Source organism: Streptomyces sp. NPDC096324 (assembly GCF_044763015.1).
Taxonomy (GTDB): domain Bacteria; phylum Actinomycetota; class Actinomycetes; order Streptomycetales; family Streptomycetaceae; genus Streptomyces.
Map to the genome: position 1 here is coordinate 750,949 of NZ_JBIWFK010000003.1, position 14,434 is coordinate 765,382.

The window sequence follows — 14,434 nt, forward strand, 5'->3', positions numbered from 1 at the left end:
GTCCCGGCAGGGGAGTCCGGACACGTCCCGCCGGGTGAAACCTCGGAGGTTCACGGCGCTTGGACCGACGGTACGTCACACTCCTTGCGCCGCCGCAGGGTAGCCTCGCCACGTGGCCGCCCTGCCACTGCCGTTCCGCTAAGTTACAAGATGTCTCGCTCTGTCCGGAGGCCCCAGTGACGACACGTGGAGTTCTCTACGTGCACTCCGCGCCCCGCGCGTTGTGTCCGCATGTCGAGTGGGCGGTCGCGGGGGTGCTCGGCACGCGCGTCAACCTCGACTGGATCCGGCAGCCCGCCGCGCCGGGCACCTGGAGATCCGAGTTCTCCTGGAAGGGCGAGGTCGGCACCGCCTCCAAGCTGGCCTCCGCGCTGCGCGGCTGGCACCTGCTGCGCTTCGAGGTCACCGCCGAACCCTGCCCCACCGCCGAGGGCGAGCGCTACAGCTGCACCCCCGAGCTCGGCATCTTCCACGCCGTCACCGGCATCCACGGCGACATCCTCATCCCCGAGGACCGGCTGCGCGCCGCGCTCCTGCGCTCCCAGCGCGGCGAGAGCGACCTGGAGGCCGACCTCGCCAAACTCCTCGGCAAGCCCTGGGACGACGAGCTGGAGCCCTTCCGCTACGCGGGCGAGGGCGCCCCGGTCCGCTGGCTGCACCAGGTAGTGTGACGCGCGCGGTGGTGTGACGCTCCGTCAGGGGCGGTGACGCCACCGGACAACGTACGGCGTGTGGCCCGTACCCCTGGGACCAGGGGTACGGGCCACACGCCGTACGGAAGAGGAAACCGGCGTCAGACCGAACGGAACGCCAGCACCACGTTGTGCCCGCCGAAGCCGAACGAGTCGTTCAGCGCGGCGATACGGCCCTCGACGGGCAGCTTGCGGGCCTCGCCGCGCACGATGTCGGCGGCGGCCTCGGCCTCGGGGTCGAGGTTCTCCACGTTGATGGTCGGCGGCGCGAGACGGTGGTACAGCGCGAGCACGGTCGCGACCGACTCGACGCCACCGGCGCCACCGAGGAGGTGACCGGTCATCGACTTCGTCGCCGAGACCGCGAAGTGGTCGGCCTCGTCGCCGAACACCTTGCGCAGCGCCTTCAGCTCGGCCACGTCACCGGCCGGCGTCGAGGTGGCGTGCGCGTTCACGTGCACGATCTCGGCCGGGTTCAGGTCGGTGTTGTCGAGCAGGTTCTGCAGGGCGTGCGCGATGCCGCGGCCCTCCGGCTCCGGCTGCACGATGTCGTGGCCGTCGGCCGAGATGCCCTGGCCGACCGCTTCCGCGTAGACGCGGGCACCGCGCTTGGCGGCGTGCTCGGCGGACTCCAGGACGACGACGCCGGCGCCCTCGCCGAGGACGAAACCGTCACGGCCGACGTCGTAGGGGCGCGAGGCACCCTCGGGGTCGTCGTTGTTCTTGGACATCGCCATCATGTTGCCGAACGCGGCGATGGGAAGCGGGTGGATGGCCGCCTCGGTGCCACCGGCGACGACGACGTCGGCGCGGCCCGTGCGGATCATCTCGATGGCGTAGCCGATGGCCTCGGCGCCGGAGGCGCAGGCGGAGACCGGGGTGTGCACACCGGCGCGGGCGCCCACGGCGAGGCCCACGTTGGCGGACGGACCGTTCGGCATCAGCATCGGAACGGTGTGCGGGGAGACGCGGCGTACGCCCTTCTCCTTCAGCACGTCGTACTGGTCGAGCAGGGTCGTCACACCACCGATGCCGGAGGCGATGACGGTGCCCAGCCGGTCGGGGTCGACGCTCTGGTCCTCGCCCGCCCTGTCGGTGAAACCGGCGTCGGCCCAGGCCTCCTTGGCCGCGATCAGCGCGAACTGCGCCGAGCGGTCCAGTCGGCGGGCCTGCGGGCGGGGAATGACCTCGCCCGGCTCCACGGCGATCTGTGCCGCGATACGGACAGCCTGGTCGGCGGCCCACTCCTGCTCGAGGGGGCGGACGCCGGAACGTCCGGCGACCAGGCCCTCCCAGGTAGAGGCTGCGTCGCCACCCAGCGGTGTGGTTGCGCCGATACCGGTGACGACCACGGTGCGATTGGTCGGGCTCACGGGAATTCTTTCTCCAACGGATACGAGGATTCAGCGGCGCCACCGCCGGGTGGCGGGGCATCAGCCCGGGGGAACCAGGGCACGCGGCCCCGGCGGCCCCGGACGGTAGGCCCAGGTGACCGGAAGATCAGGCCTGGTGCTTGAGGATGTAGTCGGTCGCGTCGCCGACGGTCTTGAGGTTCTTGACGTCGTCGTCCGGGATCTTGACGTCGAAGCGCTCTTCGGCGGCGACGACGACCTCGACCATGGACAGCGAGTCGACGTCCAGGTCGTCGGTGAAGGACTTGTCCAGCTGGACGTCCTCGGTGGGGATCCCGGCGATCTCGTTGACGATCTCGGCGAGACCTTCGACGATCTCTTCCTGAGTGGCGGCCATGTCAGGCGCTCCTTCGGTGTGTTTCCAGAGGGGTGGCGATTTTCCGTACGGACCGGATGATCCGGTACGGAGTGCCTAGGGGAGGGTAACGACCGTCGCGGCGTACACGAGACCCGCCCCGAAGCCGATGACGAGCGCGGTGTCGCCGCTCTTCGCCTCACCGGTCGCCAGGAGCCGCTCCATCGCGAGCGGGATCGAGGCGGCCGAGGTGTTGCCGGTGGTGCGCACGTCACGCGCGACCGTGACGTGTCCCGGCAGTTTCAGCGTCTTCACCATCGAGTCGATGATCCGCTCGTTGGCCTGGTGGGGAATGAAGACATCCAGGTCGTCCGGGCTGATCCCGGCCGCGTCCAGCGCCTGCTGTGCGACCTTCGCCATCTCGAACACGGCCCAGCGGAACACCGCCTGGCCCTCCTGCGTGATGGCAGGGAACTTGATCTCGCCCTTGGAGTCGAGCGGGAGATTGGAGACGTCGCCGACCTTGAAGCGGTCCCACGTCACGGTCTGCTTGATCGTGCCGGCCTTGTCGCCCTCGCTGCCCCAGACGGTCGGGCCGATGTGCGGCTCCTCGGAGGGACCCACGACCACGGCGCCCGCGCCGTCGCCGAACAGGAAGGCCGTCGCGCGGTCCTCCAGGTCGGTGAGGTCGGACAGCCGCTCCACGCCGATGACGAGGACGTACTCGGCCGAACCCTCGACGATCATGCCCTTGGCGAGGGTCAGGGCGTAGCCGAAGCCCGCGCAGCCGGCCGAGATGTCGAAGGCCGCGGCCTTGTTCGTGCCGAGCTTGTCGGCGATCTCGGTGGCGATGGCCGGGGTCTGCGCGAAGTGCGACACGGTGGAGACCACCACGGCGCCGATCTGGTCGGCGTTGATCCCGGCGTCGGCGATGGCCTTGCCGGACGCCTCGACCGACATCGCGGCCACGGTCTCCTCGTCCGAGGCCCAGTGCCGGGTCTCGATGCCGGAGCGCGAACGGATCCACTCGTCGGACGAGTCGATCGTCTCCAGGATCACCTCGTTGGGCACCACCCGGACGGGACGGTAACCGCCGACGCCGAGGATGCGCGCGAACGGAGCGCCCTTGGGTGCCTTGATCTTCGTCATGCTCTCGGGCTCCTCAGGCGGCGCCGTGCTCGGCGATGAGCTCGCGAGCCGCGTCCAGGTCGTCGGGGGTCTTCAGGGCCAGCGTCGTGACACCGGGCAGCGCGCGCTTGGCCAGACCGGTCAGCGTGCCACCGGGGCACACCTCGATCAGCGCGGTCGCGCCGAGTTCCTGGAAGGTCTCCATGCACAGGTCCCAGCGGACCGGGTTGGCGACCTGGCCGACCAGGCGGGAGACGACCTCGGCACCGGAGGCGACGATCCGCCCGTCGCGGTTCGAGACGTACGTGACCCGCGGGTCGCCGGGAGCCAGGTCCTCGGCGGCCTTCGCCAGCGCGTCGACCGCGGGAGCCATGTGGTGCGTGTGGAACGCGCCCGCCACCTTCAGGGCCACGACCCGTCGGACACCCTCGGGCTTGTCCGCCTCCAGGGCGGCGAGCTGCTCCAGCGTGCCGGCGGCCACGATCTGGCCGGCGCCGTTCACGTTCGCCGGGGTCAGCCCGAGCTTCTCCAGGTGCGCGACCGTCGTGTCGGGGTCGCCGCCGAGCAGCGCCGACATGCCGGTCTGCGTGATGGCGGCGGCGTCGGCCATCGCGAGGCCGCGCTTGCGTACGAGGTCCAGTGCGGCGGTGTCGTCGAGCACTCCCGCGAACGCGGCCGCGGTGATCTCGCCGACGCTGTGGCCGGCGACGGCACCGGGGGTCACGTCACCGAGGGCCGCGGCGGACAGGAGACCGGCGGCGACCAGGAGCGGCTGCGCGACGGCCGTGTCACGGATCGCGTCCGCGTCGGCCTGGGTGCCGTAGTGGGCAAGGTCCAGCCCGATGGCGTCCGACCACGCGGCGAGGCGTTCGGCGGCGCCGGGGAGGTCGAGCCAAGGAGTCAGGAAGCCGGGCGTCTGAGCGCCCTGGCCGGGAGCGACGAGTACGAGCACTCTCACACTCTCTCTTGTGGACGGCCACGGCCGCCCGTGGGGACAGGGACGAAGAACACGAGGGGGAATTGTAGGGGCCCGACAAAAGCCTAGGTTTGCGGATCTCCAGCGGCCAGACGCCCCAGGATCAGCGCGATCCTCAGCGTGAACGCCGACCGAACATCCGAGGGCGACCAACCGGTGACGTCAGTCACACGTCGGAGCCGGTAGCGCACGGTGTTGGGATGGACGAACAGCATCCGGGCCGCGCCTTCGAGGCTGCTCGCCTGTTCCAGATAGACGCTGAGCGTCTCCAGGAGAGCCGAGCCCGCCTCCTCGAGCGGTCTGTAGATCTCCTCCACCAACTGCTCGCGGGCCGCCGGGTCTCCGGCGATCGCGCGCTCCGGCAGCAGATCGTCCGCCAGTACCGGGCGAGGGGCGTCCTGCCAGGCGAAACACGCCTTGAGCCCGGCCGCCGCGGCCTGTGCCGACCGGGTCGCGGCCAGCAGATCGGGCACGATCGGGCCCGCGACCACCGATCCGGCGGCGTACGGACCGATCAGCGACTTGGCGACGGCGAGCGGATTGTCGCTGCCGCCCGCGATGACGACCAGCCGGTCCCCGAGCACCCCTGTCAGCACCTGGAGCTTGGCGTGCCGGGCCGCCCGCCGGATCGCCTCGACGGTCAGCTCACTGTCACCGTCGGGTGCCGTGCCCAGCACCACGCAGACATGTTCGGGCGAGTTCCAGCCGAGCGCGGCGGCCCGGGAGACGGCGCCCTCGTCGGCCTCGCCGGAGAGCACCGCGTTCACGACGAGCGACTCGAGCCGGGCGTCCCAGGCGCCGCGCGCCTCCGCCGCCTGCGCGTACACCTGGGCGGTGGCGAAGGCGATCTCACGGGCGTACACGAGGAGCGCCTCACGCAGCACGGACTCGTCGCCGGGTGCCGCCACCTCGTCGATGGCCGATTCCATGACCTCGATTGTCGTCCGCACCATCTCCACCGTCTGGCGCAGCGTGATGGCCCTGGTCAGCTCGCGTGGCGCGGTGCCGAAGACGTCCGTGGAGATGGCCTGCGGGGCGTCCGGGTGCCGGAACCACTCCGTGAAGGCCGCGATACCGGCCTGGGCGACCAGCCCGATCCACGACCGGTTCTCCGGTGGCATGGCCCGGTACCACGGCAGCGTCTCGTCCATCCGCGTGATGGCCTGGGCGGCGAGACTGCCGGCCGACTTCTCCAGCCGCTTGAGGGTCGCGGTGTGCGAGTCGACGTCGTGCGCTGGGCGCTCGGTGTTGCTGGCTTCGGGTTCGGGCACGGGACAAGACTGCCTTATCCGGACGCAGCCGTGCGGCGGCGGGTCGCAAGTATGCGAGGGGCGGTCGCCGGGCCGGAGCTACGGTGGTGGATGTGATGGACGTCCGCCGCGCCGACGAGCGCTACCGCGGAGGGGACCCGGCGGCCGGGATCTCCTCGCTCCACGCCTTTTCCTTCGGCCCGCACTACGACCCCGACAACCTCCGCTTCGGCGCGGTCATCGCCTGCAACGAGGAGCGGCTCGCCCCCGGCGCCGGCTTCGACGAGCATCCGCACAGCCACACCGAGATCGTCACCTGGGTGGTGGAGGGCGAGCTGACCCACCGCGACTCGGGCGGGAACGAGTCGGTGCTGCGGCACGGCGACGTCCAGCGGCTGAGCTCGGCGGGCGGAGTGCGGCACGTCGAGCGCAACGACGGCGAGCTGCCGCTGGTCTTCGTCCAGATGTGGCTGGCCCCGCTGGAGCCGGGCGGCGACCCCGCGTACGAGACCGTCCGCGGCATCGCCGACTCCACCCCGTACGCCGTCCCCGAGGCCGGCGCCATGCTCCATGTGCGCCGGCTGACGGCGGGCGAGCGCACGGCGGTCCCGGACGGGTCCTACGTGTACATCCACGTCGTGCGCGGCGAGGTCCGGCTGGACGGTGTGGAGCTGGGGGAGGGGGACGCGGCCCGGATCACGGACGCGAAGGATCTGGAGCTGGTCGCGGGAGCCCCGGCGGAGCTGCTGGTGTGGGAGATGGCCGTCGGCTGACGCGGCCGGCCCGCGTCAGGAGGCGAGGTCGGCCAGCACCGCGTCCGTGAACGGCGTCCACGCCTCGATCGCCCAGGCACCGAAGGGGCGGTCGGTCAGCGCGACACAGGCGGCGCCCACGGCGGGGTCGACCCACAGGAACGTACCGGCCTGCCCGAAGTGGCCGAAGGTGCCCGGCGAGGACGCGGTCCCCGTCCAGTGCGGCGACTTGGAGTCGCGGATCTCGAAGCCGAGCCCCCAGTCGTTGGGGTTCTGGTGGCCGTACCCCGGAAGGACGCCCTTGGTGCCGGGGTACTGGACGGTCATCGCCTCCGCGACCGTGCGCGGGTCCAGCAGCCGGGGCGCCTGGAGCTCGGCGGCGAAGCGCACGAGGTCGTCCACCGTCGAGACACCGTCCCTCGCGGGCGAACCGTCCAGCGTGGTCGCGGTCATGCCGAGCGGTTCGAGGACCGCCTGACGCAGATACTCCGCGAAGGGCATGTCCGCCGCCTTGGCGATGTGGTCCCCGAGCACCTCGAAGCCGACGTTGGAGTACAGCCGCCGCTCCCCGGGCGTGAAGGTCGCCCGGTGCTCGTCGAAGGCCAGACCCGAGGTGTGCGCGAGCAGATGGCGGACCGTGGAACCGGCGGGCCCGGCGGGTTCGTCGAGCTCGATCGCCCCCTCCTCGTACGCGACGAGCGCGGCGTACGCGGCGAGCGGCTTGGTCACGGACGCCAGCGCGAACCGGTGCCCGCCGGGACCGTGCGCCCCGACCACAGTGCCGTCCGCCCGGACGACCGCGGCCGCGGCGGTGGGAACGGGCCAGCCGGAGATCAACGCCACACTCTGCAAGGACATGCCCACGAGCCTATGCGGCTCACCGGCCCCGCCGCATCGAGGGGCGGGGCCGCCCACCGGAGGACGATCCGCACGGAAACCGTCGTCTCCCGGCCATGTGCTGCGGATTTCGGCCGGTTCGGGTTGCCTGGAGTGCACTCCAAGGTTTTAGCGTGGAGGGCATGACGGTGATGGAGACCACAGCCGAGGCCACCGGGACCGACACCTGCGTCGAGACCCCCGAACAAGAGCCGCGGCGCCCGGACGGCCGGGACAACTACACGATCAGCGAGGTCGTCGCCTTCACCGGCCTCAGCGCGCACACCCTGCGCTGGTACGAGCGCATCGGGCTGATGCCGCACATCGACCGTTCGCACACCGGCCAGCGCCGCTACAGCAACCGCGACCTGGACTGGCTGGGCCTCGTCGGCAAGCTCCGGCTCACCGGGATGCCGGTCGCCGACATGGTCCGCTACGCGGAGATGGTGCGCGCCGGCGACCACACGTACAGCGAGCGCTACGAACTCCTGGAGGCGACCCGCCGGGACGTCCGGGCCCGGATCGCCGAGCTCCAGGACACCCTGGCCGTACTCGACCGGAAGATCGGCTTCTACGGGGACGCGGGCCGCGCCCTCGCGTCGGAACGCTCCTGACACGAGGGACCTGATCCCCGGACACGGCCTAGAGCTGGGCGAGCAGTTCCGCCTTCTTCACGGAGAACTCCTCGTCCGTGACGAGCCCCGCCTCGTGGAGCTCCCCGAGATGCCGGATCCGGTCGGCGATGTCGGCCGGGTCGCGGTGCCGCGCCGGGACCGCGTCCACCGGAGCGGGACTCCCGGAGCGCGCGGCGGCGAGCACGGCCGCCGCGAACGGCAGCGACTCGTGGACGGGCCCGTACCCGAGCCCGAAGACGACCGCCGCCGGGTCCTGGTCCGCCTGCGCGGGATGAGCCGGGGCGGGCTCCCGCCGCAGCAGCCGCAGATGCCCCTCGAACACCTCGGGGGAGCGCCACTCGACCCCGCACAGCGAGGAGACCGGGAAGGTCTGGTCGCCGGCCTTCCACTTCGCCGAGGACGCGCCCGTCCAGAACCACCGGAAGGACACCGTCTTGCCGTCGAAGGTGGCCTTTCCGTCATAGGCCTTGAAGGTCAGCGGCCCCTCGGGCGGCTTCACGAGAAAGCGCTCGGCCGGCTCCTCGTCGGTGGTGAGCTGTCCGCGCAGCTCGTCCGCGTAGTACTCGGCGAGCGTCTCGCGGTCGGCGGGCAGCACCAGCCGATAGGGGTCGCACCCCTCCTTGAGCTGTCCCGCGGCCGCTTCCATCAGCGGATCGGCGCCGGGCCTCGGCACCGCACGCAGAACGACCGTGCCTCGCTTCCCGGGCGTCAGCGTCACCGCCGCGATCGCCTCCAGGGGGATACGGCGTTCACCGAGCGCCTGGAACAGCTTCGGTGTGCGGATCCCCCGTTCGAAGCGGATGAGCACGGAGTCGGACTCGAACTCCCAGGCGGCATGAAATCCGGCCAGTACGTCACCCATGCGGGCCATCGTATGCGGCACGCAAGCCTCCGTCGCCTCTCTGGGCGGACCGCAGTTTTTCGTCCTCTACGCGCGTCAGGCCGACGCACCGGCGGACAAACCCGTCCGGCAGGCGTCATCATCACGTGCGCAGCTGACGGCGCGGTACGCACCGATCCCGATCTCCGCGAAGTTGCGGAGACTCTCCGTACCCGGCTCGAAGTAGCCGGCGTGCCCCTTCGCCCCCTCGGCCGACAGCACACGCGCCCCGAACCCCTTGGACACCGGGTCCGCACCGTGCCCGAGGCCGCCGACCTCCATGTGCGGCACGTCCTGGATCCAGTCGTCCGCGTCGCGCATCGCCCAGACCCGGGCGGTGGTGTGCAGGTTCGCCGCCTTCGCCGCCCGCATGCCGGGACTGCCCGCCACCGCTATGTCGGAGACCCGGGCGGGCAGCGACGAGGCGGCCACCCCGCACAGCACCGAGCCGTAGCTGTGGCAGTACAGCGCCACCTCGGAACTGCCCGGCAGCGCCCGCAGCAGCGCGTTCAGCCGTACCGCGCCGTCCTCGGCCCGCATGGCGGTGGCCGAGTCGATGCCCAGTCCGCTGGGCGTCGTGTAGTCGGCCCACGCGATCACGGCCGTCCGCGCGCCCGGATCCGCCGCGCGCTCCGCCTCGTACAGCGAACCCGCCATGCCGACCGGCGCCGAGTACTGCTTGTACGTGCGCTGGAAGCTCAGCAGGTCGGTGTCGACACCGGGGACCACGACCGAGACGCGGCTCGCTCTGTCGAGGTCGCCGAAGACCTCGGCGACGCGGCCCGAGCCGTTGGGGTCGAAGGCGAGGATCTTGCGGCCCTTGTGCAGCAGCGCCTCGTAGCGGTGCATGCGGCGGCCCGCGTCGTACTGGCCGACCGAGGAGAGCCGGTTGTCGTGCATGCGCCCGCGCTCGACCGTGCGCTCGTGCTTGAGCGCGAGACGGTTCGCCGTGTAGCGCAGGGTCACCGGCGCCCCGTTCATGTTGCCGACCGCGAGCGGGTAGCGGTGCGCGAGCTCCGAGCGCTGCTGCGTGTCGAGCGTGGTGAAGAAATGCGTCAGCACTCCCGGAGCGGAGTCCGGGTCGGGCAGCTTGTGCCCGGCCATGCTGCCGCGCTCCCACGCGGAGCGGGACGACTGGAGCGGAGAGGCTGCCCGATGGCTGTGGAGCGCGGTCCAGCCACTGGTGGCCAGCATCACGAACACCACGGCCAGCGCGAGCAGAGCGCGCCAGACGTTGAGTTGGGGGGTGGTGTCGAAGGAAGTCACTGAGAGGACACCCTAGGAGAAGTGAAGAGCCTCCCGTTAAACGAGTGACTGGGATCACGTTTCTGATGGGGTGATTGGGGCAAACCGGGTTCAGTTTGAGTTAAATGGTGACACTGTGTACGTGCATTTCTGCTATGTGTGTGCGATATGTGACGCTCCGTACGGGGGTGTTGTGAAGATCCGGAAGCTCTCGCGGCGCATCGCGCGCGGGCGTCACGCGGACAACGGGCACGGGTGTGCGCGAGGTTTCCGTACGCGGGAATGCGTCGATCGGCGTAGGCGAAGGGCGCCGGATCACGTAGGCGGACCACACCGCGGCGCGGGGCCCCACTTCTCCGCCAACGCGGGCCCCACATGGTCGAGATAGGCCGCGGTCATCTCGCGGATCGCCTCGACGCTGGTGTCCTCACCCGCCCCCCACCGCCGGCCCGTGACCCGCATCACCCCGCCGAACACCGCGACCGCGATCCGCGGGCGGGGGTCCGTGTCGACGTCGAGGCCCTCGCGCTCGGCGATGAGCCGCGCGATCTCCTCCTCGATCTCCTCCGACCGGCGCAGATGCGCCGCGAGCAGCGCGGGAGTCGATTCGATCAATCGGTAGGTGCGCATGTGCAGTTCGATGGGCACCACCTCCTCGATCGCCTCGCCGATGGTGTCCCAGCTCTCCAGCACGGCGCGGCGCAGTGCCTCCAACGGCGCCTCGTGGGGCGGCCGTTCGCGCACCGCCGCGATGAAATGCGACTCCGAGAGCCGCTGGAGGAACAGGGCCGCGTCCTCCTTGCCCGCGAAGTAGCGGAAGAAGGTGCGCTGGGAGACGTCGACGGCCTCGGCGATCTCGTCGACCGTGGTCCGCTCGTAACCCTGGGTGGTGAACAGTTCGAGGGCGGCCCGCAGCAGCGCGTCCCGGGTGCGCTGCTTCTTGCGCTCCCGCAGCCCCGGGCGCGGCGCCACCGGCTCCGCCCCGTCCGCCGGCTCGGCCCGCTCCGCCGTCCCGGCCGCGTCAGCCGTCCCGGCCACGTCCGCCGTGTCACCCGTCCCGGCCGTGTCCACCGTCTCCGTCATGGTGTCGCGTTCTCTCCCAACCGAACTGTTCGCCCAGTTCAGCCTATCTGTGGGTGACGTGACAGTTACCGACTTGTGAATCGGTTTGTCAATTGTCAGCGGCTGTCACTAGCCTCGAAAAATGACTAGTCAGACCACCATCGACAAGACGGGCCCGGAGGACAAGACTCCGGTCCCGCCGTTGGACCAGGCCCCGTCCACGGGCCTGCGCGGCCATCCGTGGTTCACCCTCATCACCGTGGCCGTCGGGGTCATGATGGTGGCCCTGGACGGCACCATCGTGGCCATCGCCAACCCCGCGATCGCCAAGGACCTCGGCGCGACCTTCGCCGACGTCCAGTGGATCACCAACGCCTACTTCCTCGCCCTCGCGGTCTCCCTCATCACCGCGGGCAAGCTCGGCGACCGCTTCGGCCACCGGCAGACCTTCCTGATCGGCGTGACCGGCTTCGCCGCCGCGTCCGGCGCGATCGGCCTGTCGCACAGCATCGCCTTCGTGGTCACCTTCCGCGTCTTCCAGGGTCTGTTCGGCGCGCTGCTCATGCCGGCCGCCCTCGGCCTGCTCCGCGCGACCTTCCCGGCCGAGAAGCTGAACATGGCGATCGGAATCTGGGGCATGGTCATCGGCGCCTCCACCGCGGGCGGCCCGATCCTCGGCGGTCTGCTCGTCCAGCACGTGAGCTGGCAGTCGGTGTTCTTCATCAACGTGCCCGTCGGCGCCATCGCGCTCGTCCTCGGCGTGCTGATCCTGAAGGACCACAGGGCCGAGAACGCCCCGCGCTCCTTCGACCTGCCCGGCATCGCGCTGCTCTCCGGCGCCATGTTCTGCCTGGTCTGGGCACTCATCAAGGCCCCGGCCTGGGGCTGGGGCGACGTCAAGACCTGGTCCTTCCTCGGCGCCTCGGTCCTCGGCTTCGTGCTCTTCGCCCTGTGGGAGAAGCGCGTCAAGGAACCGCTGATCCCGCTCGGCCTCTTCCGCTCCGTCCCGCTCTCGGCGGGTGTGGTGCTGATGGTGCTCATGGCCATCGCGTTCATGGGCGGCCTGTTCTTCGTGACGTTCTACCTCCAGAACGTGCACGGCATGAGCCCGGTCGACGCGGGCCTGCACCTGCTGCCGCTCACCGGCATGATGATCGTCGGCTCCCCGCTCGCGGGTCTGGCCATCACCAAGCTCGGCCCGCGCATCCCGCTCGCGGGCGGCATGGCGGCCACCGCGATCGCCATGTACGGCATGTCGACGCTGGAGGCCGACACCTCCAGCGGCCTCATGTCCATCTGGTTCGCCCTGCTCGGCTTCGGCCTCGCGCCGGTCATGGTCGGCGCCACCGAGGTCATCGTCGGCAACGCCCCGATGGAGCTCTCCGGCGTCGCCGGCGGTCTCCAGCAGGCCGCCATGCAGATCGGCGGCAGCCTCGGTACGGCCGTGCTCGGTGCCGTGATGGCGTCGAAGGTCGACAACGACCTCGCGGGCAACTGGGCCGGGGCCGGTCTGCCCAAGCTCACCGACGCGCAGCAGGCCCTGGCCTCGCAGTCCGTGCAGCAGGGCCTGGCGCCGGTGGCCAAGGGCACGCCGGAGGCCATCGCGGCGAAGATCTCGGCGGTCGCGCACGACACGTTCATCTCCGGCATGAGCCTCGCGTGCCTCGTGGCCGCCGTGGTCGCCGTCGTGGCCGTCTTCGTCGCGCTGCTCACCAAGCGCGGCGAGAACGCGGACGCCGGCGCGGGCGTCGGTCACATCTGAGGGTTCCGCCCACGCACACGGGCCCGCCCGGGATTCGGGCGGGCCTGTCGGCGTGAAACGGGGGTACCCGGTCCATCGACCCGAACCGACCGACAGGTCACGGGAGTTCAGGAGTTGATGATGGCGGGCTTCGGTAACGGTACGCGCAGGCACCCCCGTTCACGTGGCCGTACAGGCTCACGGACCGGGCCGGACAGCGCGACCCTGGGGATCGTCGGCACCGTGTGCGCGGTGGCCGGCTTCTTCACCCTGGGGATCCTTCTCGGGCCGGCCGCGATGGTCTGCGGATGGCTCGCGATGGGCCGCCGCTGGACCGGTTCGGGGCCGGTGCCGGCGCTGATCGCCCTGGTGCTGGGAGCGATCGACACACTCCTGGCGGTCATCTGGCTGGGCGGCGGACCGGGCAACGGCCTGCTCTGACGCCGGCCGGGACCGGACCGGACACGGGCCCGCGCGCCGCCGAGCGGCACGCGGGCCCATCGGCTCGTCCGGGCCGGCTCATCGGTGCGTACGTACGGGCGACGGCTGTTCGGGCGGCAGCCCCACCGGCTCGGCCGGACGGCGCCGCGCCCCCGGACTGTGCGCGGTCCCGCGGGCGGCCGTCCGGCTATGTGGGGGAGTGCTCCTCCGAGCCCGTCGCCGCCAAGGGATGCGGCAGGATTCCCGGGCCGCCGGTCAGGGCGGCGACCTCGGCCCGCAGCGCCCGCACCTCGGCCGTGAGCGCCTCGATCGCCGCGGTCTGCCGCCGCTCCTCCACGTCGTCCTTCTCGAACCGCGAGATGAACCAGGCGGCGATGTTCGCGGTGACCACACCGAGGAGCGCGATCCCGGAGAGCATCAGGCCGACCGCGAGGACACGGCCCATCCCCGTCGTCGGGGCGTGATCGCCGTACCCGACGGTCGTCATCGTGGTGAACGACCACCACACCGCGTCACCCAGCGTCTTGATGTTCCCGTTCGGCGAGTCCCGCTCCACCGACAGCACGGCCAGCGAGCCGAACATCAGCAGCCCGACGACCGCGCCCCCGACGTACGTCGTCAGCCGTATCTGGGAGGCCATCCGGGCGCGCCGCCCGACCAGCGTCAGGGTGGAGACGAGCCGCAGCAGCCGCAGCGGCTGAAGCATCGGCAGGATCACGGCGCACAGGTCCATCCAGTGGCCGCGGACGAACGCCCGCCGCCGCGGGGCGAGAGCGCGCCGCACGAGGTAGTCGGCCGCGAAGGCCCCCCACACCACCCACTCCACGACCGTGCAGGTGAACGTGACGGTGCGGCCGGCGTCGCTGTCCACGATCGGCACGGCGTAGGCGAGGGCGAACGCCACCGCGAGGACGAGCAGGGGCCGCTGGGTGCGCAGCTCCCAACGGGCCTGCGCCGATTCTTCGTTCATGCCCGCATCGTAGAAAGAAAACGGGTGAGGGGCGGCGGGCCACCGGCCCGCCGCCCCTGGTCGGCCCTGTCGGCCGTCA

General features: G+C 71.2%; 15 protein-coding genes. 5 read left to right on the forward strand and 10 right to left on the reverse strand.

What is annotated here, in order from left to right:
• Positions 1–176: 176 nt before the first annotated feature.
• Complete coding sequence (locus ACIQ7M_RS10600; RefSeq protein ID WP_261702513.1) at positions 177–671, forward strand: DUF3145 domain-containing protein; 495 nt, start codon at positions 177–179, stop codon at positions 669–671.
• Between the two features lie 122 nt (positions 672–793).
• Here ACIQ7M_RS10600 and fabF read toward each other — a convergent pair whose 3' ends face one another.
• The 5 genes from fabF to ACIQ7M_RS10625 all read right to left on the reverse strand — a co-directional run bounded on the left by fabF (position 794) and on the right by ACIQ7M_RS10625 (position 5,774).
• Positions 794–2,065 (reverse strand): beta-ketoacyl-ACP synthase II, encoded by a 1,272-nt coding sequence (fabF, locus tag ACIQ7M_RS10605; protein WP_355771956.1) that lies wholly within the window; start codon positions 2,063–2,065, stop codon positions 794–796.
• Positions 2,066–2,192: 127 nt separating this feature from the next.
• Positions 2,193–2,441 (reverse strand): acyl carrier protein, encoded by a 249-nt coding sequence (locus ACIQ7M_RS10610; RefSeq protein WP_028800941.1) that lies wholly within the window; start codon positions 2,439–2,441, stop codon positions 2,193–2,195.
• A gap of 75 nt (positions 2,442–2,516) precedes the next feature.
• The gene (locus ACIQ7M_RS10615; protein WP_355771959.1) at positions 2,517–3,548 is read right to left on the reverse strand and encodes a ketoacyl-ACP synthase III; all 1,032 of its coding nucleotides are present in this window, start codon (positions 3,546–3,548) and stop codon (positions 2,517–2,519) included.
• A 13-nt stretch (positions 3,549–3,561) separates the two neighbouring features.
• Complete coding sequence (locus ACIQ7M_RS10620) at positions 3,562–4,479, reverse strand: ACP S-malonyltransferase (protein WP_403642125.1); 918 nt, start codon at positions 4,477–4,479, stop codon at positions 3,562–3,564.
• A gap of 89 nt (positions 4,480–4,568) precedes the next feature.
• Positions 4,569–5,774: a PucR family transcriptional regulator gene (locus ACIQ7M_RS10625; protein WP_389839319.1), complete on the reverse strand. Its 1,206-nt coding sequence runs from the start codon at positions 5,772–5,774 to the stop codon at positions 4,569–4,571.
• Positions 5,775–5,869: 95 nt separating this feature from the next.
• On the opposite strand from ACIQ7M_RS10625, the gene ACIQ7M_RS10630 reads away from it, so the two are divergent.
• The gene (locus ACIQ7M_RS10630) at positions 5,870–6,526 is read left to right on the forward strand and encodes a pirin family protein (protein ID WP_355771987.1); all 657 of its coding nucleotides are present in this window, start codon (positions 5,870–5,872) and stop codon (positions 6,524–6,526) included.
• A gap of 15 nt (positions 6,527–6,541) precedes the next feature.
• Here ACIQ7M_RS10630 and ACIQ7M_RS10635 read toward each other — a convergent pair whose 3' ends face one another.
• Positions 6,542–7,363 carry a serine hydrolase domain-containing protein gene (locus ACIQ7M_RS10635; RefSeq protein WP_403642128.1) on the reverse strand — a complete coding sequence of 274 codons (822 nt, stop codon included), beginning with the start codon at positions 7,361–7,363 and terminating at the stop codon, positions 6,542–6,544.
• Positions 7,364–7,524: 161 nt separating this feature from the next.
• Between ACIQ7M_RS10635 and ACIQ7M_RS10640 the strand changes: the two genes are divergently transcribed.
• Entirely contained in the window at positions 7,525–7,995 is a 471-nt protein-coding gene (locus tag ACIQ7M_RS10640) for a MerR family transcriptional regulator (RefSeq protein WP_386987517.1), read from the forward strand.
• Positions 7,996–8,023: 28 nt separating this feature from the next.
• Here the strand turns inward: ACIQ7M_RS10640 and ACIQ7M_RS10645 are convergent, their stop codons facing one another.
• The 3 genes from ACIQ7M_RS10645 to ACIQ7M_RS10655 form a co-directional block, all read right to left on the reverse strand.
• A complete protein-coding gene (locus ACIQ7M_RS10645) occupies positions 8,024–8,887 on the reverse strand; it encodes a DUF4429 domain-containing protein (RefSeq protein WP_403642247.1) in 864 nt (287 codons plus the stop codon).
• A gap of 66 nt (positions 8,888–8,953) precedes the next feature.
• On the reverse strand, positions 8,954–10,162 hold the full coding sequence (locus ACIQ7M_RS10650) for an alpha/beta hydrolase (RefSeq protein WP_355771973.1): 1,209 nt from the start codon (positions 10,160–10,162) through the stop codon (positions 8,954–8,956).
• 294 nt (positions 10,163–10,456) lie between these two features.
• Entirely contained in the window at positions 10,457–11,224 is a 768-nt protein-coding gene (locus ACIQ7M_RS10655; protein ID WP_403642132.1) for a TetR family transcriptional regulator, read from the reverse strand.
• Positions 11,225–11,345: 121 nt separating this feature from the next.
• On the opposite strand from ACIQ7M_RS10655, the gene ACIQ7M_RS10660 reads away from it, so the two are divergent.
• A complete protein-coding gene (locus ACIQ7M_RS10660) occupies positions 11,346–12,965 on the forward strand; it encodes an MFS transporter (protein ID WP_355771979.1) in 1,620 nt (539 codons plus the stop codon).
• 117 nt (positions 12,966–13,082) lie between these two features.
• A complete protein-coding gene (locus ACIQ7M_RS10665) occupies positions 13,083–13,385 on the forward strand; it encodes a small hydrophobic protein (RefSeq protein ID WP_355771982.1) in 303 nt (100 codons plus the stop codon).
• A gap of 187 nt (positions 13,386–13,572) precedes the next feature.
• Here the strand turns inward: ACIQ7M_RS10665 and ACIQ7M_RS10670 are convergent, their stop codons facing one another.
• Positions 13,573–14,355, reverse strand: coding sequence for a potassium channel family protein (locus tag ACIQ7M_RS10670; RefSeq protein ID WP_403642136.1), 783 nt, complete (start codon positions 14,353–14,355; stop codon positions 13,573–13,575).
• Positions 14,356–14,434: the final 79 nt, after the last annotated feature.